Below are 21,843 nucleotides of genomic sequence, written 5' to 3'. Positions count from 1 at the left end.
GACTTCCCATCTATTCGATAGAGTAAGATCCCTCAGAGACGATGAGGTAGATAGGTTCGAGGTGGAAGCATGGTGACATGTGCAGCTGACGAATACTAATCGATCGAGGACTTATCTATACTAATAAGTTACGGTTTGTTTGAAGCTTGTTTTACTTCTTATCTAGTTTTTAGGGTATATCCCTTTTGTTATAATATAAGCCGAGTCTGGTAACGATAGCGGAGAGGTCACACCTGTTCCCATGCCGAACACAGTAGTTAAGCTCTCCAGCGCCCATGGTAGTTGGGGCTCGCGCCCCTGCAAGAGTAGGACGTTGCCAGGCATATATTTCAGCTTTGAGAAGCTATCATTACTGATTATTCCACAGTAGCTCAGTGGTAGAGCAATCGGCTGTTAACCGATCGGTCGTAGGTTCGAATCCTACCTGTGGAGCCATTTGCTTCCATAGCTCAGCGGTAGAGCACTTCCATGGTAAGGAAGGGGTCGCCGGTTCAAGTCCGGCTGGAAGCTCTGCTATTTTTATGAATTTTTGGCCCGTTGGTCAAGTGGTTAAGACACCGCCCTTTCACGGCGGTAACACGGGTTCGAATCCCGTACGGGTCACCATAATAACCACAGTAAGCATTAGTTATTGCTACTTTATATTAAGGATGGCATGCTAAGATCGCGACGTCCTGTCGCAACGCATGCACTTGCACATCCTGTGCGGCGGAGGATTAGCTCAGCTGGGAGAGCACTTGCCTTACAAGCAAGGGGTCGCAGGTTCGAGCCCTGCATCCTCCACCATTCCAGCCGGTCTAGCTCAATTGGTAGAGCAACTGACTTGTAATCAGTAGGTTGGGGGTTCAAGTCCTCTGGCCGGCACCATTTAATTATATATGAATACATGGAGGGATAGCGAAGTTGGCCAAACGCGGCGGACTGTAAATCCGCTCCCATCGGGTTCGTAGGTTCGAGTCCTACTCCCTCCACCATTGTATAATTTTATTTGAAGTGTATAAACTAAATATGTACGCTTATTATTTTTGTTGGGCTATAGCCAAGCGGTAAGGCAACGGTTTTTGGTACCGTCATGCGCTGGTTCGAATCCAGCTAGCCCAGCCATTTTTATTTTATTATAAGCATCATTTGTAAACTTCTTTAGAGCCATTAGCTCAGTTGGTAGAGCATCTGACTTTTAATCAGAGGGTCGGAGGTTCGAATCCTCCATGGCTCACCATTTATAATGAATAAGTAAAGGGGCCTTAGCTCAGCTGGGAGAGCGCCTGCTTTGCACGCAGGAGGTCAGCGGTTCGATCCCGCTAGGCTCCACCATTCATTTATATAAAATTAATTACTAAGCAGCGGTTTCTCGAATAGAAACGGCTTTTTTTTTATGGGATAGGAAAGCATATAATCAGTGGTATCAAGGCATTTGTTATATCAAAGTAGTCATTTTGAAATTATGAATCCACCGCTACGACTGTCCACTTCCCTTTCCACGGGATTTTCGCCTGAGCGAGTGTTAAATCTATTATCCATTTCAAAATTTCTACTAAAAGGACCGGGAGCTTTCCCGGTTTTTCTTATGGGGATTTATGGGAAAATAAATATAAAAGCACCACTTCCAGACTTACTTAATATAGAAGAAATAGTTTGAATAATGGAATCGTATTACTATTATCTGAAAAAAATGTAATTCAACAACAAATATATCTAAATTATTGGTATAATAGCAATGGAAAATCAATAAAAAAATTTAAATTAAATGAAACCCTTAGTAGTGGTTGTACGTAAATATATTAACCGCAAAGTAGCGGAGGTTATTAGATGATTGAGGAGAAAATTAAAAAGAACATAAAAGCAGTGAAAAAAGGCGATCAATCAGCTTTCGAGGATATTGTCGCCTTTTACCAGAATAAAGTATTTGCTATTTGTTATCGAATGATAGGAAATCGTCATGAAGCAGAAGATATTGCACAAGAAGCATTTATTCGTGCTTATATTAATATTCAATCTTTTGACGAGAATCGAAAGTTTTCTACATGGCTATACCGAATCGCTACGAATCTAACTATTGATAGAATCAGAAAAAAGAAGCCTGATTATTATCTTGATGCCGAAATAAAAGGGGCAGATGGTTTGGATATGTACGCACAATTGCCAGCAGAACAAGCTTTGCCAGAAGAAGAGGTAGAAAGTTTAGAGATGCAAAGTTATATTCAACAGGAAATTATGCAATTACCTGAAAAATATCGAAGTATCATCGCACTGCGTTTTATCGATGAACTATCTATGAAAGAAATTAGTGAAATTTTGGAAATACCCGTGGGGACAGTGAAAACTAGAGTCCACCGAGGTAGAGAAGCATTAAGGAAAAGGCTTCGCCATGTATAAGGGGTGTGAGTGAAATGAAATGTAATAAAGAAGTTATTGAATTAATGCATCAATTTTTAGATGGTGATATCTCAAAAGAAGAGGAACAAACGTTACGCTCCCATTTACAGTCCTGTGAAGCTTGTCAAAAACATTTTAAAGAACTAAAAAGAACCGTAGCATTGGTTACTGCAAATATTGAATTGAAGCCAACTCTTGACTTTACAAGTAATGTAATGGCACAATTACCAAAAGAAAAAAAACGGATGTCAGCTAAAAGATGGATGAAGTATCATCCGTTTTTGACAGCAGCAGCAATCTTTTTTATTTTTATGTTTTCGGGCATCTTTTCCGCCTGGAGTCAAGATCAGCAATTAAGTTATCCTAAAGGTCAAAATCTAATTGTAGAAAACGATACCGTCATTGTTCCAGAAGGGGTCGTAATCGAAAATGATTTAGAAATTAAAAACGGGAATGTGAAAGTAGAAGGAGAGGTATTAGGAGATGTTATCTTAATCAATGGAGATCATCTTTCTGCTTCTGCTGGAAAAGTGGCAGGGGAAATTAAAGAAGTAGACCAAGTATTTAATTGGATGTGGTATAAATTAAAAGAACTTGTAGAAAGTGTGTTTAGTTTAGATTAGTGTAAAACAGTGACTCTTCGATGCTTTATAAAAGAGTCACTGTTTTACTTATAAATAATGGCATGGACAAACAATTTAAGAAAATGAGCACTTCTTATTAAATCTTATTTACATAATCAAAGCGATTAACGAGTGTAATTCTCTCTTTCAAGTAATACAGCGTAAGTAGTGAATTACAGCCGCTAAGCTTCCCGATAAGTTTCGCTAATGATCAGTGGGGAATTTAAAAACCCCTACTTATCAAAAGTCTCCCTTTATATGCTATAATGATTAATAACTACAATACTAGATAGGAAGAGGATTTAGATGGACATAAGGTTGTGTTTGCATGCTTAATGGTGACTGGAATTTACTGGATCTCCTGAAAATCGTAGTAGATATTACAATTGTTTGGTACGTTTTATATAAATTATTAATGCTTATTCGTGGAACTAAGGCAATTCAACTTTTGAAAGGTATTTTTGTAGTTATTACATTATACTTGGCTAGTGTTCTCTTTGAATTAAGTACGGTTCGCATGATCATATGGCAGGTTATCATGTGGGGACCTTTAGGTATTATTATTTTATTCCAGCCAGAACTTAGAAGAGCTTTAGAACAATTAGGACGTGGAAGCTTTTTCTCTAGAAACACTGCTTCTGAAGAAGAGGAATTAAATCAATCGATTCATTCTATTGTGGAATCGTGTAAATATATGGGAAAACGTCGAATTGGTGCGTTAATAACGATTGAGCGCGAGTCGGCAATGGGTGATTATATCTCGACAGGTATACCGATTAACGGAAAATTAACAAATCAATTATTAACGAATATATTTATACCGAATACACCTTTACATGATGGAGCGGTTATTATCAATCGTGATGAAATAGTAGCGGCAGCGTGTTATTTACCTTTGTCGGAAAGTCCATTTATCTCAAAGGAATTAGGAACTCGTCATAGAGCAGCGTTAGGAATTAGTGAAGTTACAGATGCTGTAACCATTATTGTCTCAGAAGAAACAGGGAACATCTCTTGTACAAAAAACGGGGAGTTACACCGTAATTTAACAACAGAAAAACTATCAGAAATATTGGAAACAGAACTAGTAAACAAGTTTAAAACCTCTACGACAAAGGCATGGAATTGGAGGGGTAAGCGTAATGAATAAATGGTTAGAAAAGCCATGGGTAATTAGAGTTGTCGCTTTATTATTATCCGTATTACTTTTTGTTGTTGTTGCATTTGATGAGAATGTTGGTGAGGATGATGATGGTTTTGAAAATCCTTTTGGCATCACTAATAAAACACAACCTCTTGAGGATGTGCCGGTTCAAACACAAATAGATGAAGAAAAATATGTTGTAAGTGGTGTGCCAGAAACAGTCAAAGTTACACTACAAGGATCCGTAAGTATCGTTACTTCAACGGAATTACAGCGAAATTTTGATGTATTTGTAAATTTAGAAGGATTAGAGCCGGGTACACATACTGTGCCGCTTGAATACTCAGGGATTACAGATCGGCTTAATGTCTATATTGAACCACAGGAAGTGGAAGTATCAATTGAAGAAAGAGCAAGTCAAGAATTTGATGTTACTATAGATGTTGTCAACCGTGATAAGGTAGAAGCAGGTTTTGAAGTGGCAAATGTTATTGCTGATCCAGAAACAATTACGGTGACAAGTTCAAAAAGCATAGTAGATAATATTGCGATCATAAAAGGCTTTGTCGATGTGGAAGGCTTTAATGAAACACAGACGGTTGAGAACGTACCTATCAAGGTATATGATAACGAAGGAAATGAGTTGAATGTGAGAATTGACCCTCCTACTGTAGAAGTGACAGTCGATATGGCCAATCCAAACAAACAAGTACCAGTATCGGTTGAAACTACGAATGAATTACCTGAAGGTTTACGTTTGAATGGATTGGAGCCGGAAACAGAGGAAGTACAGGTTTTTGCATCGGAAGATTATTTAGCGCAGTTAGACCAAATTACAACAAAACCAATTGACTTAAGTGAAATTACGGAAAGTGGAACAATGGAAGTAGAGTTAGACGTTTCCTCCGATATAAGAAAGATAGGGACAGATACTGTAACGATTAATGTAGATATCGAGTCTATAGAAGAAGAGGTATTAGAGGATGTGGCAATCAACGTTGTAGGAGGATCAGAGGAATTTTCAGTATCCTTTGTGGAGCCTAGTACAGAAAGTATGAATCTAACAGTGCGAGGCTATCCTTCTGATATAACAAATCTTACAGCAGAAGATCTTCAATTATCCATTGATATTGGAGATCTCGCCGCTGGTGAACATCAAGTTCCAGTCGAGCTAGAAAGACCTCAAGAATTGGAAGAGGATGTTGAAATTGAATTGGAGTACGAACAAGTAACAGTAAACATCGAACAAGAAGAATAGTACATACATGGCAGAATGATTGGATAAGTATCGTAAAAGGAGAGAATTAGAAAATGGGAAAATATTTTGGAACTGACGGTGTCCGAGGCATCGCCAATAAAGATTTAACACCAGAATTAGCGTTTAAACTGGGACGATTTGGTGGTTATGTACTAACAAAAGAATCTGAAAAGCCGAAAATTCTTATTGGTCGTGACACACGAATTTCAGGAACAATGCTTGAAGGTGCTTTAGTAGCAGGTCTTTTATCAATTGGTGCAGAAGTAATGAGACTAGGTGTTATATCTACTCCAGGAGTAGCTTATTTAGCAAAAGTAATGAAAGCACAAGCAGGCGTTATGATTTCAGCTTCACATAATCCTGTAGAAGATAACGGTATAAAATTCTTTGGTTCGGATGGTTTTAAATTATCGGATCAACAAGAAGAAGAGATTGAAGCTTTGTTAGACAAGGAAACTGATGATTTACCAAGACCTGTAGGAGAACATGTAGGACAGGTCAACGACTATCTCGAAGGTGGTCAAAAATACATCCATTTCTTAAAAGAGACGATTGATAATGAGTTTGATGGTTTACATATCGCTTTAGATTGTGCACACGGAGCGACTTCAGGACTTGCCTCACATCTTTTTGCAGATTTAGAAGCAGATATTTCAACGATCGGTTCGTCACCAAACGGTTTGAACATTAATGATGGAGTAGGTTCGACGCATCCCGAAAAACTGCAGGCACTTGTTGTGGACAAGAGTGCAGATATTGGGTTAGCATTTGACGGGGATGGAGACCGGTTAATTGCAGTTGATGAAAAAGGAAACATTGTTGATGGTGATCAAATCATGTTCATCATCGGAAAATACTGGAACTCAAAAGGGATACTTCGTCATTCCAGTGTCGTTTCAACGGTAATGAGTAATATCGGTTTCTACAAGGCCTTAGAAGCCAATGAAATGCAAAGTAATAAAACAGCAGTAGGCGATCGTTATGTGATGGAGGAAATGCGCAAAGGCGGATATAACCTCGGTGGTGAACAATCAGGTCATATCATCTTTTTAGACTATAATACAACTGGTGATGGTATGTTATCAGCATTGCAACTAGTGAATGTAATGAAAGAAACAGGAAAACCACTATCCGAATTAGCGAGTGAAATGGAGAAGTTTCCACAAGTATTAAAAAACGTTCATGTTATTAAGAAAAATGAAGTAATGATGAATAAGACAGTTTTGGATGCAATTGATAAAGTAGAAGCGGAAATGGGCTCTCAAGGTCGTGTATTAGTGCGACCATCGGGTACAGAGTCATTAGTGAGAGTCATGGTAGAAGCACCAACATTAGAAGATTGCAATCGTTATGTGAATGAAGTAGTAGAAGTGATTCAGCAAGTAATGGGAATGGAAGAACAAGGTTAAAGAAGAAGCTGTGGGATATCCACAGCTTCTTCTTTTCACTTATATATGACAATTGCATAGTATTATAGTAAGTCATTTTACATTATTTGTTGATTAAAATAAGCTTTTCAAGTAAAATGAAAAGAGTCATTTCAGAAAATGACCCACTCAAATAGAGAAAGGAGTATCGAAGTATATTACTGTAAAGCGCCAGGGCTATGACGTTCGAAACAATCATAGCTGACGAGGAGGAGGTTTATCGAGTTTGATCGGCGGATACCTCCCGGTTGTACATCTCAACCGACATGTCTTTATTCGAAAGCGAAAAGGCAACTTTTTGTACAAGAAGAAAGACAAGATGCCTAATCAAACACGAGAAAGGGGCAGACGAACGCCCCTTGTTACATGTAAGGTAATTATCGGCCGTTTGTTTGCCCCTTATTATAAGGAGGAAACAACGCTATGTGCGGTATTGTAGGTTATATTGGAGCAAATGATTCGAAGAAAATTTTATTAAATGGATTAGAAAAATTGGAGTATCGTGGCTATGATTCAGCAGGTGTTGCTTTATTAAACGACGACGGTATGAATGTATTTAAGGTAAAAGGCAGAATTGCGACTTTGAGAGATAAAGTCGATCATGATGTGACCTCAACAATGGGGATCGGTCATACTCGTTGGGCAACACATGGGGAACCAAGTGAGGATAATGCACACCCTCACCAAAGTAATTCTGGCCGTTTTACGTTGGTTCATAATGGTGTCATCGAAAATTATTACGAAATTCGTGATCAGTTTTTAACAGGCGTTTCTCTTAAAAGTGAAACAGATACAGAGATTGTCGTGCAGTTAATTGAACAATTTGTTGCACAGACAAATGATGTGTTAGCTGGTTTCCGTAAGGCTCTTTCTATCTTAAAAGGATCATACGCGATTGCTTTAATTGATAATCAAAATCCAGAGCTTATTTATGTTGCGAAAAACAAAAGCCCATTACTTGTTGGTTTAGGTGACGGTTATAATTTAGTGGCAAGTGATGCGATGGCAACGTTAAAAGAGACGAATCGTTATGTTGAAATTGAAGATAAAGAAGTGGTGTTGGTACAACGTGATAGCGTGCAGATCCAAAAGCTGGATGGGACGGTAGTTGAGCGTGAATCCTATATAGCGGAAATTGATGCAGCTGATACGGAGAAAGGAACCTATCCACACTTTATGTTAAAAGAAATAGACGAGCAACCTTTTGTTATTCGTAAAATAATTCAAGAATATCAAGATAAAAACGATACAATTAAAGTGGATAAAGATATACGTAAAGCGATGAAAAAAGCGGATCGTATTTATATTATTGCAGCAGGAACAAGCTATCACGCTGGTTTAGTCGGGAAACAATTTATTGAAAAGTTAGCCGATATTCCAGTAGAGGTGCATATTGCGAGTGAGTTCTCTTATAATATGCCACTCTTATCTGATAAGCCATTATTTGTGTTCATCTCACAAAGTGGTGAAACAGCAGATAGCCGTTCCGTATTAGTCCAGACAAAAGCTTTAGGGCACCCGGCATTAACGATTACTAATGTGCCTGGTTCAACCCTTTCTCGTGAATCAGATTATACCTTGCATTTACATGCAGGGCCAGAAATAGCTGTAGCCTCAACAAAGGCATATACAGCTCAAATCGCTGTTTTAGCTATTCTAGCTGTAGATAGTGCTAGAGCAAATGGCATTGATTTATCATTTGATCCATTACAAGAGCTAGGTATTGTAGCAAGTGCAATGGAAACTCTAACAGATCAAAAAGAGGAATTCGAACGTATTTCGAAAGCAATGTTCGAAACAACGCGAAATGCCTTCTTTATCGGACGTGGTATGGATTATCATGTTGTCCAAGAAGCGGCGTTGAAATTAAAAGAAATTTCATATATACAAGCAGAAGGTTTTGCCGGCGGTGAATTAAAGCATGGAACTATTGCTTTGATTGAAGAAGGCACACCTGTTATTGCGATTTCAACACAAGAGAGTGTCAATCTTTCCATTCGTGGAAATGTTCAGGAAGTTGCAGCACGTGGAGCTAACACATGTGTAGTAAGTATGAAAGGTATGGAAAAAGACAGTGATTCTTTTGTATTGCCACAAGTGCATGAACTGTTGACACCATTGGTGAGTGTAATTCCAATGCAGTTACTTTCTTACTATGCAGCACTTCACCGCGATTGTGATGTGGATAAACCACGTAATCTTGCGAAAAGTGTGACAGTAGAATAAATGAGAACTGTCTCCCTGTAACTCTTTGTCACCCACACTTAATGTTTTTCCATAAGTCTTAATCTCTTTCCGTAAGTATTAATGTTTTTCCCTAAATGGGAAAGGAAAGAGCATTTGAGAAAGACATTTGGAGATGATTTGAGAGAAAGATGAAGTGAAATTGAAGTGGTTCAGTATCGAATAAAACTTGATATATAAAGGTTTAGAGCAGAAGTTAAGGGTATCCTTTATCTTCTGTTCTTTTTTCTATCTCCATTCAGCCTTTTCTCTATTACGGAAAAACAAAGTTACCGTTCGACAAAATTTGCAAGACGTGTTTCGGGTCAAAATCGGCTGTTTTACGGAAAAACATTAATTACGCACCATTATTTGTAAAAGCGGGTTGGAGTTAGGTGTGGTATGGGATTGAGGGGGATTTGGAGAGGGAAAGAGATTAATGTTGGGGGACACTCTTTTTACAAAATGAAAGTAAGTTTTACAAATAAGAGGTAGAGGCAAACCATTTATGTATGAACTTTATGATGGTGATTATCAGAATCGGGAACGTACAACTTGTACAGCTTCTCGGTTCTTTTTTGTTTTGATAAAAAGATGAGAAACCAAGCTTGACAAGGTTGAGAGGGATTTGGGGAGAGAAAAAGATTAATGTTAGGGACACAAATCCAACTTTGATATTATTGGGTGTTTTTTAGTTAAAAAAACAGCTCATCAATATAAAAAATTGACTTACAACTCAAAAAATAGTAAAATCCTTTCAGGAATTTACGTAAAAAGGAGGAAAATATATTGGCTACGATAAAAGACGTTGCAAATGAGGCTGGTGTTTCGATTGCTACCGTATCACATTACTTAAATAATACTAGATATGTAAGTCCAGATCTTGCAGATAAAGTGCAAACTGCTATTCAAAAAACAGGTTATTTTGAAAAGATTCAAAAAAAGCAACAGAATAATTATAAAGTGGGGAAATATTCAGAAATTGCTATCGTTATACCAAGCTTTAAAAGCACATTATATTCAAAGGTTGGAGCTGTCATAGTTAACGAATTAGAAAAAGAAGGATATCAAACTATTACATATTTTCACAATGATGATATATCCAAAGAATCAAATATTATTACCAATTTGTCACAAAAGAAAAGTATTGCCGGTGTTATCATTGTTCCAGTTAGTAGAGAAAAAAAGCAATTTAAGAAAATTATACAAAAGAATATTCCGTTAGTGTTTTTAAATCGACAAGTAGATTTTACAGGGCAAAATGTAATATTCACAGATAGTAAGGAAGCTATATATAAGGGATCTACACACCTTTTAAATGCAGGACATGAAGAAATTGCGTTTATTATTGAAGAAGATCAATTCTCCAACACAAAAGAAAAGATAGAAGGCTTCAAATTAGCATTTAAAGAATATAATATTCCTTTAAATAATGAGCTAATGATTATTGTGGATAAAAGTAATATGAAAGAGCTTGAACGAAAAATTACACATGTTTGGACACAAATTAAACCAACCACCTTCTTAGCGGGAAGTAACAGCGTCACTTTAATATTGATGAAAGTAATGTCAAGGTTAGGAGTTAATATTCCTGATGAAGTTTCTGTAATAGGTTATGGAGATGAAGAATGGACAGAAATAATTACCCCACCATTAACTAATATAAAACATAATATAAATAAATTAGGGATACAATCTGCAAATGTATTGTTGGATAACATTAATCAGCTTGCAGACATAGAGACAAAACTACAAATCCCAATGAATCTATCTATTCATCGATCAACACAAGTGATAGGTAAAGGACCATTTGGTGAAAAACCAGTATCTCCTGAAGAGTTAACTTTTTCATCAAAAGATGCAGAACTACTAAAATCAAATAATTTTAGAGTTGCTATTTCCTTCCATTTTGGTGGTACGGCCTGGACAAGGTTATATGAGGATGGTATACGACATATCTTAACTAAATATGGCGTATCCATTGTTTCAATAACGGACGCTCATTTTGATCCTGAGTTACAAGTTGCTCAGTTAGAAGGATTAAGAATACAAAAGCCTGACGCAATTATTGCAATACCAGCTGATGATGAGTTAACTGCTAAACAGTTTAAGAGTATTGCACAAGAGACAAAGTTAATATTTATGAGCCATGTGCCAGAAGGTATAGAGAAAAATGAATACTCCGCATGTGTATCTGTAAATGAGCGTGAGAGTGGATATAATACTGCTGTATTGCTAGGTAATTATTTTAAAGAAGAAGATAGTGTAAGGATCGGTTTTATTGGGCATGGGGCCCCTTTTTATGGAACACATCTCAGAGATGCAGTAGCAAAAGATCTAATTAAAAGCAATTTTCCTAACATAAGTATTGCTGATGAACAGTATTTTTATAAAATTGAAAGAACCTATGAGATATGTAAAAAAATGATTACAGATAATCCTGATATAAAAGGATTGTATATATCATGGGATCACCCTGCACTTCGAGCGATAGAAGCCTTAAAAGAATTAGGTAGAGAAGATATAGCCATTTTCACCTTTGATTTAGATAATGAAATTGCTACCTATTTAGCGAAGGACCATATGGTGAAAGGATTGTCTACACAAAGACCTTATGAACAAGGACTTGCCGTAGGGTTGGCAACAGCAAAAGCACTTATCAATAAAGACAAAGATAAATATATTGCCGTTCAGCCATATACGGTTGAGGCACAAAATTTACTTAAAGCATGGAAAGATATTATGTCAGAACCAGCTCCTAGCGAAATAGAAGAGATAGTAAAAGGAAAAATTACGTAAAAAATATAAAAAAGAAAGAAAAATTGAATTTAGTATTGACATACTTTTATAAATACTATATATTTTACGTAAAGATAACTTGACGCAAAGGCCTGGTTATCTTTGTAAACTACTTGAAAGCGCTTATCAAGTTTTATTTACGTAAAATAATCTTGGGGGGTAAAAGAAATGAGAAAATATTTAATTGGTTTTGTATTGTTAGCTTTGATGGCTATCACAGTAGCTTGCGGAAGTGATGCTAATGATGAAGCAAATACTGATAATGCAAACGGAAACAGTGAGAGTGAAGATGGTTATAATTTTGTATTTTTACCAAATACACAAAATAATACTTTTCAAATAGCTATGCATGAAACATATCAGCAGTTAGCTGAAGAACACGGTTATGGATATACGATGCTAGATCCTGATTATGATTTAAATACGCAATTGAATCAAATGGCGGACGCAGCAAATCAGGGATATGATGCAGCATTTGTTATTCCAGTTGACTCTGCTGGGATCAGACAGGGTTTAGAAAATTTTCAAAATAATGATGTTCCTGTTTTTAATGTCGACACTGCTGTTATTGAAGAAGACAGAGAATTTGTAGAAAGTGTTATTGCAACAGACGCTTTCATGGCTGGCAAGCTTATGGGTGAACAAGTAGTGGAGGATTATCCGGATGGAGCAAAAATAGCTATTCTTGATTTTCCGGAAAACGAAAGCTGTGTACAACGTGTTAATGGATTTATGGAAGGGTTAGCAAGTGGAGACGCAGACTATGAAATTGTGGCTCAGCAAAATGGAAAAGCTGCTCTAGATGAATCTTTACCGATTGCACAGGATATCCTGCAGTCGAATCCAGATTTAAATGCCTTCTTTGCAATTAATGACCCATCTGCTTTAGGGGTTGTAGCTGCATTAGATGCCAATGGTAAGCAGGAAGACGTTGATGTGTATTCAGTAGATGCATCACCTGATGGTAAGGAAGCACTATTAGATGGTTCCTTCACTTCAGTGGCAGCTCAAGTACCAATTGAAATTGCGAAGGAATCATTCCAAATGGCAATTGATCATCTGGAAGGAAATGAAATTGAAGAAGAAGTTTACTTACCATCACATATTGTGACAGAAGAAATTGCGGAAGAAACTTCAGGAGAATGGCAATAACTTTATGATAACTAGATAGAATGCGGATTGCATTCTATCTAGTTATTAAATTAAAAATATCTTCGGGGGTGAGCCAATGCCGTCTACTGTACTTGAAATGAAATCAATCTCCAAAAGCTTTGGAGGTGTTCATGCTTTAAGTGGAATAAATTTTGAATTAAAAAAAGGTGAAATTCACGCTCTATTAGGGGAGAACGGTGCAGGGAAGTCAACGCTTATTAAGGTGTTAGGTGGAATTCATAAACCTAATGCAGGCCAAATATTAGTTGATGGTAAACCTGTAACCATTGATAAAGTCCAAGATGCTCAATCATTAGGTATTGGTATTATCCACCAGGAAATTGTTCTTGTTCCTCATTTAACAGTAGCAGAAAACATATTTCTGGGAAGAGAACCTTTAACAAAATCAGGTTTTAAAGATATGAAAAAGATGAACGAACAAGCGCAAGTTATGGTGGAAAATCTAGGTCTTACAATAGATGTCAGAACAAAAGTGATTGAATTATCTATTGCGCAACAACAACTTGTAGAAATTACAAAAGCAGTATCATTTGATATTAAAATCCTTGTAATGGATGAACCTACCTCATCCCTTACCGGTGAAGATGTACAACGCTTATTCAAGACAATGGAAAAACTGCGAGAAAACGATATAAGCATTATTTATATTTCTCATAGGTTTGAAGAATTGTTTAGTATGACAGATCGAATTACGGTAATCCGTGATGGTACTTATGTCGGTACAACGATCACGAAGGAAACAGATACTGATACATTAGTAAAAATGATGGTTGGTAGAAGTATAGAAAAGCTATACACGAAAACATCCGTAAATATCGAAAAGAAAGAAATCTTGCGTGTTGAAAATCTTAGCAAAGCAAATTTCTTTGAGAATATATCGTTTAAAGTGCATACAGGAGAAATAGTTGGTTTTTCAGGCCTAGTCGGTGCTGGCCGTAGTGAAGTGATGCAGGCAATATTCGGGGCTCATTCATATGACCAAGGTAAATTATTTATACAGGGTGAAGAAATCAAAATTACCAATTGTATTGATGCTATCGATAATGGTATAGCCATGGTTCCGGAAGATAGAAAAGATCAAGGATTGGTTTTGAAAAACTCAGTAGGATTTAATTTAACGCTAGCTAACTTAAAAAACTTAATGAACAATCCTTTATTTATTAGTGAATCCAAACGTAAAAAATCAATTGATAAATATGTACAGGATTTAAAAGTAAAGACAGCCTCCTCGGATGCACTAGTTTCAAGTCTATCAGGAGGAAATCAACAAAAAGTAGTGTTAGCTAAATGGCTATCCATCCAACCGGATCTACTCATACTAGATGAGCCGACTAGAGGGGTAGACGTTGGTGCTAAAGCAGAGATATATGCCATTATCAATCAACTTGCTAATCAGGGAATAGGTATTATACTAATATCTTCCGATTTACCTGAAATATTAAATATGGCTGATAAGGTTTGTGTCATGAGGGAAGGTAAGCTAGTTAAAGAATTAGAAGAAGAGGATATCACACAAGAAACGATTATGAGCTACGCAACAGGAGGGGACAATATTAGCTTATGAATACACTAACTAATAACGCATTCGTAAACATTTTTAAAGAAAATAAAGGGATTATCGCTGTCCTTATTATATTATTTGTTGCACTATCTATTATTTCACCTGTTTTTCTTACCGCAAACAATATTATTACGCTTTTCTTACAGATAACGATTAATATGTTCTTAGCATTAGGTATGACCTATGTTATTATTCTCGGTGGTATTGACCTTTCCGTTGGTGCGATTGTAGCGATGTCAGGAACAATAACGGTCGGGTTAATGGTGAACAGCGGTTTACCAGTAGTAGTAGCCGTTTTAATCGGGCTTGCTTTAGGTGCGCTAATAGGTTTGTTAAATGGAACAGTTATTACACAATTTGGAATACCACCATTTATCGTTACCTTAGCAACTATGTATGTGGGGCAAGGGATTGCTTATATTTACAGTGGTGGACGATCTCTCAGAGTAACGGAAGAAGCTTTCACTCAGCTAGGTACGGCCAGGTTATTCGATGTCATACCTATTTCTATTATTTATATGGCTGTTTTCATTCTACTATTTTCTATTGTACTAATGAAGACTCGATTTGGTACAAGTATTTATGCAATGGGTGGTAACAGAGAAGCAGCACGTTTATCAGGGATCCGAACCAAACGAGTTGAAATCGCTGTTTATACTTTAATCGGTTTTATGTCAGCTTTTGCAGGTATTGTTTTAGCTGCTCGTATGTATTCTGGTCAGCCATCTGTAGGGCAAGGATATGAGTTAGATGCAATTGCAGCCTGTGTATTAGGTGGTGTATCCATGGCTGGAGGTAAAGGTAGAATCAGTGGGACAGTTTTTGGAGCCATTGTAATTGGTGTGGTAAGTAACGGGCTTAATTTAATGGGTGTTATTTCGTTCTGGCAATTATTAGTTATGGGTCTTATTATTCTGATTGCAGTCATCATTGATTCACAGAAAGGAAAGAAATTACCATTCAATTTAAATTTCTTAAATAAAAACAACAAAGATTAACACGTATAGGGGGTATCTTAATGGGGGATAATTTTAAAATTCAAATCATGCTTAACAACCCAGATGGTTTAAAAAGAAAAAACGAGCCAGTCATTACAAAGCTAAACTTTGATATTCACAAGATTCATAAGGATAGTCTGATTTTATATAATGATGCAAAAAAAGAAGTTGATTTTCAATTGATAGATGTAGAATTAGATGGCGAATATATTCAAGAGGCGTCGATCGTCTATCTAGTTAATATGGATAAGAAAGAATTAGTAACTTCCTATTGGTTGTATGGTAATAAGCTTCCTAATCAGAGTAAAAAGTCTATAAAGGAAGGGATAAAGATTTTAACGCCTACCCAAGCAGATGGTTTTAGAAGGCTGGATACTGGCAATTATGTGTTGGAGCTCTGTTCTGGAACAGCTGATGGAACTTCTTTCGGCAAGTGGGGTATTAGATATTTTGAAGAGAAAAATGAGAAAAGAAATTTAATAAAAGACTATTCTAATGCTATTGGTGGTTTTTATGGTCCATTTTTCACTCCGAAAAACGGCTTAATTAACCCACCTGAGCATACAACGGTACAATGTACAGTTGAAGAAGAGGGACCGCTTTATTGCCGCTATCGGTTTGAGGGAACGGTACCTGAAGGATTGGACCCTAATTTAAGGGATAAGAATTTCAACATAATATGGGAGTTTTTCTATAATACACCATGGTTTAGAAGAAAATATGAAGTAGATGATTTCTCCACTACCGTAGATGGCATTCCTGTTGTAAATAAAATTACTGTAGGGGATGAATATGAAAGTGGACAAGGCGATACAGTGTTTAATAGATTCGCTTGTTATGATGGCACGTATTATAGAGAGGGAGATTTGTACGCTAATATTCTTTATGATGGCGTGTATAAACTATTAGAGGAAGCAGATGAAACAAACTATCCAAACATTAAGAGATACAAGGATAGTATAGGAAAAGAGTTAAATGATGTTTCCTGGGATTATTTCTGGAGGTTATTCTGTATAAAAGAGGGAATCTTAAGTGCTGGAGAAATTGAAGAGCATATCTCTCACATTATTCCTGAAGCACATACGCAGGTTCACCAATCTGATAGAAATCAAGAAGTTTTATTTAGCGCGGATGGTGTAGATGTGAATAGTACACCTCAGCAGACTATCTTTCCTATGAGTGCAAATAAAACAGCAGAGATAAATGAAGAAACTGGTTATTCCATGGTTTGGTACACAAGTGAAGTAGTAGCTCGTTATCAAATTGTGCAAAGAAAAGATTCAGGATGGGTAAATTGGGGAACAAATGGTGAAAATGAATACCCTGAATTACCTACTGGCTCAACCATTTACACGGCGTACGGTCAATTTGAGGACTGGGAACGACAAGCAGACACGATGGAGAAAAATATTGATTCGAAGCAAGGTAAGGTTGAAATCGTATCATAGTAATATTATAGCTGTGCTATATAAGCACAGCTATTTAAATATAAATGTACTTAGAAAAAGGATGAGTTTAATTGTTAGGAGCTATTGAGGCAGGCGGTACAAAATTTGTACTAGCAACTGGAAATGATGTAGGAGATATTGAAGAGAAATGTGTAATACCAACAGAGCATCCAGATAAAACAATCCCGAAAATAGTAGATTTCTTTAAAGGAAAAGACATAGAGAGATTAGGGATTGGATCGTTTGGTCCGATTGATATTAATGAGAATAGTGAAAGTTACGGTATGTTGCAAAAAACACCAAAACTCGATTGGGCCTATTTCCCATTAGCGAGAGTTTTGAAAGAAGAATTGGGTATTCCGGTAATGGTAGATACTGATGTAAATGTTGCAGCTATGTCCGAAGCTAAGTGGGGAAACGCTACAGACGTATCTACATGTTTATATATTACAGTAGGGACAGGTATTGGAGCTGGTGCCTATTTTCATGGTAAAACACTAAAGGGACTATCGCACCCTGAGATGGGCCATATAAAAGTTCGTCGACACGCAGAGGATACTTTTGAAGGCTGTTGTCCTATTCATGGAGATTGTTTAGAAGGAATGGCATCAGGACCAGCAATAGAAAAACGATGGGGCATGAAAGGACATGACCTTGCAGAGGATCAAAATGTATGGGAGATGCAAGCTTTTTACTTGGCTCAGGCATTAACGAATTACATTTACATTTTGTCACCAGAGAGAATTATTTTAGGGGGAGGGGTAATGAAGCAGAAACAGCTTTTCCCTTTAATAAGAAGAAATGTATTAGAGATGTTGAATGGTTATGTTTCATCTCCTTTTCTTACAGAGAAGGAAATAGACAATTATATTGTGCCTCCTGGTTTAACAGATGAAGCAGGAATAAAAGGTGCCTTATCACTGTGCATTGGAACTCCTTTTTAAATTAGTTTTTGACCATGATAGGGGCTGTTAGTTATGAATAAAGATCATATATGCTATTAATCTAAAATAGCTAGCATACGTGATTAGCATGAAATTGGAATGAATTAATAAATATATGATTTTATTTGACTTATCAGCCCCGCCTATTAATAAAGATTGTGTGCTTGAGCTATGTTCCTTGTACAGAAAGAATCAAAGACGTTGCTTAATATAGACAATCGATTTAGCATTTTCTAAACTGAGGCATATAAAAAAGCAAAATAGACATTAAGATCGATATTCAGATGGTGTTTTACCATAATATTTTTTAAAGCTTGCACTAAAATAATATTGATTGGCATAACCCACTAGTTCACTAATATTTTTTATTTTAAGTTGTGGATTTTCAAGTAATTCTTTCGCTCGCTCCATTCTGATTTTAGTAATATATTTTGGAATGTTCGTGTCTGTTGCTCTTTTGAAAATTGAACCAAGATACGATGCATTGAGATTTATTTCTTCAGCAATACTATTAAGGTTTAAATTATAGTCCATGTAATGGTTATGGATATAGATTTTAATTTCCTCTGTAATAACCTCTGTCCTATTTGAAATGGATTGATCAAATTTACTACACAATTTTTCACATAGAATATAAAAATGTTTCGTGATTTGTTCAAGAGTTTCCATTTCATGAATGTCAACAAAAAATAAAGATACTTGTTGGTTCCATTTACTATCAATAATATTCGTATCCTGTGAGAATTTTATTATTCTGACAATTAATTTATAGATATGAGCATGAATAAAATTTTTCGATGCACCTTGATCAGTCCATTGTAATCGTAACTTATCAATAAATTGTTTTATTTCTGCTAAATTATTGGTTGAAATCAATCGTACGAGTAAGTCTTCTTCTTCATCTGTAAAAATGAGCGGAGGTTGTTGGAGATCATCTATCTCCTTAGCATTAAAAACATTTGTTTCAGGATATATGAATTGATGTTCAAGAGCCTGTTCAGCTCTGTTAAACGAAATCGAAATTTCCCAAATATCTTTTACAATGACTCCAATTCCAATTTTATATGAAAGTATTGTTTGAAAAAAGTTTGAAAATTTTTCTAAATCTCGATTAAGTTTCTTATACTGATCTATCTGAGTTCCAATAATGAAAATAATATTATCTCCTTGTTGAAAAGAGTATATGGAACCCATTGTAATGAATGAATGATAGAACGCATTTTTAAGTTGAATAAGAGAAATATGACACTGTTCAATATGATGAATTGTCATTAAATCACGCAAATTTTTGATGTCGAAAATAACACATATGTATGTTTCATCACTAGTATTGATTCCTAAAAATCTAGCTTGGTCAGCTAAATAATAGGAGGCATACTTTGGACTGGATTCAATTAAGTCAATAAAGAACTTTTCTGTTAATAAAGGTTTATTTTCTTTAATTTGATATAAAATGTCATTTTCTTCATTGATTTTTTCTATTGTTGATTCCAATAATGCATGAAGATATTTGAAATCTATCGGTTTCTCTATATAATCACATACATCTAATCTTACGGCTTCTTGAGCATAACGAAATTCATCATAGGCACTAATAAAAATTACTTTAATCATAGGGAGTAGAGCTAAGGCCTTTTTAGTCAATTCTATACCATTCATGGAAGGCATATTTATATCAGTGATGATTAAATCAATACTTTGCTTCTGTATGCATTTTAAAGCTTCTTCTGGGTTGGTGAAAATATTAACAACTTCTATATCTAGTTGTTTCCAATCCATATGACGATAAATGCCTTCACTTGTTTTGTAATTATCGTCAACTATAATAATCTTTTTCATGGTTGTTATTCTCCTTCTGAATCAAACTCGTCTTCAGAGAGCATGGGATTCATTCTCATTTCTATTGTCGTTCCTTTATGCAATTGACTGTATATTTTCAAAGGGTGGTTTTGATTTGTAAATCTTGATAATCTGAAATTAACATTACTAATACCAAAGAATTTATTGGAATCGATTTCTTTTGTTTTTAAAACATTTGTTATTTTCTGTAATCTTGTATACTCTATCCCAGCCCCATCATCTTGAATTTGGATAAGGATGTCGTCCTCGTCGTATAGGATGTTAATTTGAATATGAAGTGTATTTTTTCCATTATATAATCCGTGTTTAATAGAGTTTTCAATAATCGGTTGCAAAACAAACTTTGGTATCAAGAAATTTTCTATCATTTCATCGGTCTTAATATTCCACGAGAACGTGTTTTCTTTATTAATACTTTCTATCTCCATAAATAGTTGTACAATTTCTAATTCATCTTTTATTGGAATTAGTTCTTCTTCTTTACGTAATAATAAACGATAGAATCTAGCTAATCTCGTGATCATTTCATTAGCTTCCGATATGTTTCCAGAACTTTGACTGCTTTTAATCGAGTCTAAGATATTATATAAGAAATGTGGGTTTATTTTAGCTTGTTGCAGTTCAAACTGCATCTTTTCTTCAATTTCTTTCATTTCAATGATTTGTTCAAAATCTTCCTTCATTTTCTCCGACATTTCGTTAAATACTTGTGAAAGCAGGTCAAATTCATCATGGTATTCCGTCTGTTTTGATACAGGGAGATTTATATTGGTAAGTGCCAATTTATTACTATTAGATTTGTAACTTTTCAAGGCAGATGCTATTTTATTCACTCTTTTACTTAAATTCACAGAAATGAATAAACTACTAATAATTGCAGCAACAATCGTTAATATAACAGTAATCCATAGTATATTGATTAATATTTGTGTATTATCTCGAATGTACTTATTAGGTATTTCTGTGATCACATTCCACTGAGTGACAGGATTTTTAAGCGTAATAAGGGTAGTATCCTCTCTTTCTAATACTGTGACGCTTTCTGTTGTACTTGTCTGTATCGCATCAGCAACAGTGGCCTTATTTACAAAATTGGCGTTACCTATAATAGTTTCTCCGAATTCATTCGTAATAAAAATATTAATCGAATCTTCAAGTTCTCTTTCTTGTAATACTTTCTTGATTTCTTCTGTGGGTATATCAATAAAATAAACATACTCAATCTGATTACTGTCAGCTAGTTGAAACGCTTTATAGGAAGAGATGTAATTTTGTGGTGCATTTGAATTATATTTTACAAAGGGTTCTGTTATATCCGACATCACTTGCCAATTGTTTTGGTTCGCCTTTGCTTGTAGTTGTTCTATAGTGAGATTTCTATTTTGTAAATCATCAAAGGAAAAGAAAGTAATCCCTTCTCTACTAAAAATATAATTTTCGCTTGTATACACACTGATATTTTTGAAATTAAATGTACTACTTAAATTAAATAGACTATTGCGGACATTGCTGTAAGTGTTTAATTGACTTGTTAGGGAAGCCTTTGGCTGTAATATTAATGAATACATATGATATTCCATTACATCCGCAGCATTTCGCATTTGATTAAATCTTTCTGATAAGGAAGCGTTTAATTGTGTACTTGAATAGGTTACGGAATCAATTATTTTATCTTTAGCTATGCTATAAGCCAATACATAGGAGGATACACCAACTATAATTAAAGGGATAACAGCAATAATCAGGAAATTAACCATAATTTTATTTCTGAATTTTGAAAAAAATGATTTTATGTTTTTTTGTATTAATTGCAAATCTATTCACCAACTTTAGTGGATTCGTTATTACTTAATATACTATCTTCTTAACAAAAATTTAAGTGCACCTAGAATTTTTATAAAGAAAACCTATAAAATTTGCATTTTCTATTTCGTATGGACACTCTATAATGCAGAGTATAGGATCCTTAATACGATGTAAGCGCTTATAATTAAAGTGGGAGGTTTTAT

Annotated in this window: 14 protein-coding genes, 9 tRNA genes and 2 rRNA genes; 23 read left to right on the top strand and 2 right to left on the bottom strand. The window is 35.5% G+C overall.

The genetic code is table 11. The features are described from left to right. The 23 genes from BN3107_RS02305 to BN3107_RS02190 all read left to right on the top strand — a co-directional run. Window positions 1-119: ribosomal RNA gene (locus tag BN3107_RS02305) — 23S ribosomal RNA — on the top strand; the annotation flags it as partial. Between the two features lie 86 nt (window positions 120-205). Then, window positions 206-322, top strand: a 5S ribosomal RNA gene (gene rrf, locus BN3107_RS02300). 38 nt (window positions 323-360) lie between these two features. Next, window positions 361-435, top strand: a tRNA-Asn gene (locus tag BN3107_RS02295). A 3-nt stretch (window positions 436-438) separates the two neighbouring features. After that, window positions 439-510, top strand: a tRNA-Thr gene (locus BN3107_RS02290). A 21-nt stretch (window positions 511-531) separates the two neighbouring features. After that, window positions 532-606 (top strand) — tRNA-Glu (locus tag BN3107_RS02285). 104 nt (window positions 607-710) lie between these two features. Further along, window positions 711-786 (top strand) — tRNA-Val (locus BN3107_RS02280). Between the two features lie 5 nt (window positions 787-791). Continuing rightward, window positions 792-867: transfer RNA gene (locus tag BN3107_RS02275), tRNA-Thr, on the top strand. Window positions 868-888: 21 nt separating this feature from the next. After that, a tRNA-Tyr gene (locus BN3107_RS02270) sits at window positions 889-974 on the top strand. A 55-nt stretch (window positions 975-1,029) separates the two neighbouring features. Then, window positions 1,030-1,104, top strand: a tRNA-Gln gene (locus tag BN3107_RS02265). Window positions 1,105-1,143: 39 nt separating this feature from the next. Next, window positions 1,144-1,219, top strand: a tRNA-Lys gene (locus tag BN3107_RS02260). 19 nt (window positions 1,220-1,238) lie between these two features. Beyond that, a tRNA-Ala gene (locus BN3107_RS02255) sits at window positions 1,239-1,314 on the top strand. Between the two features lie 498 nt (window positions 1,315-1,812). Continuing rightward, complete coding sequence (sigW, locus tag BN3107_RS02250; protein WP_058306028.1) at window positions 1,813-2,376, top strand: RNA polymerase sigma factor SigW; 564 nt, start codon at window positions 1,813-1,815, stop codon at window positions 2,374-2,376. A gap of 14 nt (window positions 2,377-2,390) precedes the next feature. After that, the gene (locus BN3107_RS02245) at window positions 2,391-2,999 is read left to right on the top strand and encodes an anti-sigma factor family protein (RefSeq protein ID WP_058306018.1); all 609 of its coding nucleotides are present in this window, start codon (window positions 2,391-2,393) and stop codon (window positions 2,997-2,999) included. Between the two features lie 328 nt (window positions 3,000-3,327). Then, window positions 3,328-4,149 carry a diadenylate cyclase CdaA gene (cdaA, locus tag BN3107_RS02240; RefSeq protein ID WP_058306017.1) on the top strand — a complete coding sequence of 274 codons (822 nt, stop codon included), beginning with the start codon at window positions 3,328-3,330 and terminating at the stop codon, window positions 4,147-4,149. Then, window positions 4,142-5,401 (top strand): CdaR family protein, encoded by a 1,260-nt coding sequence (locus tag BN3107_RS02235; RefSeq protein ID WP_058306016.1) that lies wholly within the window; start codon window positions 4,142-4,144, stop codon window positions 5,399-5,401. The genes cdaA and BN3107_RS02235 overlap by 8 nt, the downstream gene beginning before the upstream one ends. Before the next feature lie 53 nt (window positions 5,402-5,454). After that, the gene (glmM, locus tag BN3107_RS02230) at window positions 5,455-6,810 is read left to right on the top strand and encodes a phosphoglucosamine mutase (protein WP_058306015.1); all 1,356 of its coding nucleotides are present in this window, start codon (window positions 5,455-5,457) and stop codon (window positions 6,808-6,810) included. 441 nt (window positions 6,811-7,251) lie between these two features. Further along, window positions 7,252-9,054 carry a glutamine--fructose-6-phosphate transaminase (isomerizing) gene (gene glmS / locus BN3107_RS02220; RefSeq protein WP_058306013.1) on the top strand — a complete coding sequence of 601 codons (1,803 nt, stop codon included), beginning with the start codon at window positions 7,252-7,254 and terminating at the stop codon, window positions 9,052-9,054. Between the two features lie 786 nt (window positions 9,055-9,840). Next, window positions 9,841-11,850: a LacI family DNA-binding transcriptional regulator gene (locus tag BN3107_RS02215; protein ID WP_058306012.1), complete on the top strand. Its 2,010-nt coding sequence runs from the start codon at window positions 9,841-9,843 to the stop codon at window positions 11,848-11,850. Between the two features lie 168 nt (window positions 11,851-12,018). After that, window positions 12,019-13,002, top strand: coding sequence for a sugar ABC transporter substrate-binding protein (locus tag BN3107_RS02210; RefSeq protein ID WP_058306011.1), 984 nt, complete (start codon window positions 12,019-12,021; stop codon window positions 13,000-13,002). A gap of 76 nt (window positions 13,003-13,078) precedes the next feature. Next, a complete protein-coding gene (locus tag BN3107_RS02205; protein ID WP_058306010.1) occupies window positions 13,079-14,587 on the top strand; it encodes a sugar ABC transporter ATP-binding protein in 1,509 nt (502 codons plus the stop codon). Next, window positions 14,584-15,582 (top strand): ABC transporter permease, encoded by a 999-nt coding sequence (locus tag BN3107_RS02200; RefSeq protein WP_058306009.1) that lies wholly within the window; start codon window positions 14,584-14,586, stop codon window positions 15,580-15,582. The genes BN3107_RS02205 and BN3107_RS02200 overlap by 4 nt, the downstream gene beginning before the upstream one ends. Before the next feature lie 20 nt (window positions 15,583-15,602). Beyond that, window positions 15,603-17,030, top strand: coding sequence for a hypothetical protein (locus BN3107_RS02195; protein ID WP_058306008.1), 1,428 nt, complete (start codon window positions 15,603-15,605; stop codon window positions 17,028-17,030). Between the two features lie 71 nt (window positions 17,031-17,101). Beyond that, on the top strand, window positions 17,102-17,974 hold the full coding sequence (locus tag BN3107_RS02190; protein WP_058306007.1) for an ROK family protein: 873 nt from the start codon (window positions 17,102-17,104) through the stop codon (window positions 17,972-17,974). 267 nt (window positions 17,975-18,241) lie between these two features. Here the strand turns inward: BN3107_RS02190 and BN3107_RS02185 are convergent, their stop codons facing one another. Further along, complete coding sequence (locus BN3107_RS02185) at window positions 18,242-19,813, bottom strand: response regulator (RefSeq protein ID WP_058306006.1); 1,572 nt, start codon at window positions 19,811-19,813, stop codon at window positions 18,242-18,244. 5 nt (window positions 19,814-19,818) lie between these two features. Then, window positions 19,819-21,648 (bottom strand): sensor histidine kinase, encoded by a 1,830-nt coding sequence (locus tag BN3107_RS02180; protein ID WP_058306005.1) that lies wholly within the window; start codon window positions 21,646-21,648, stop codon window positions 19,819-19,821. Window positions 21,649-21,843 lie beyond the last annotated feature (195 nt).

The organism is Gracilibacillus massiliensis (assembly GCF_001458115.1).
In the GTDB taxonomy this organism is placed as follows: domain Bacteria; phylum Bacillota; class Bacilli; order Bacillales; family Amphibacillaceae; genus Gracilibacillus; species Gracilibacillus massiliensis.
Note: the sequence above shows the minus strand (reverse complement) of the source record. Positions and strands in the feature narration are given on the sequence as shown.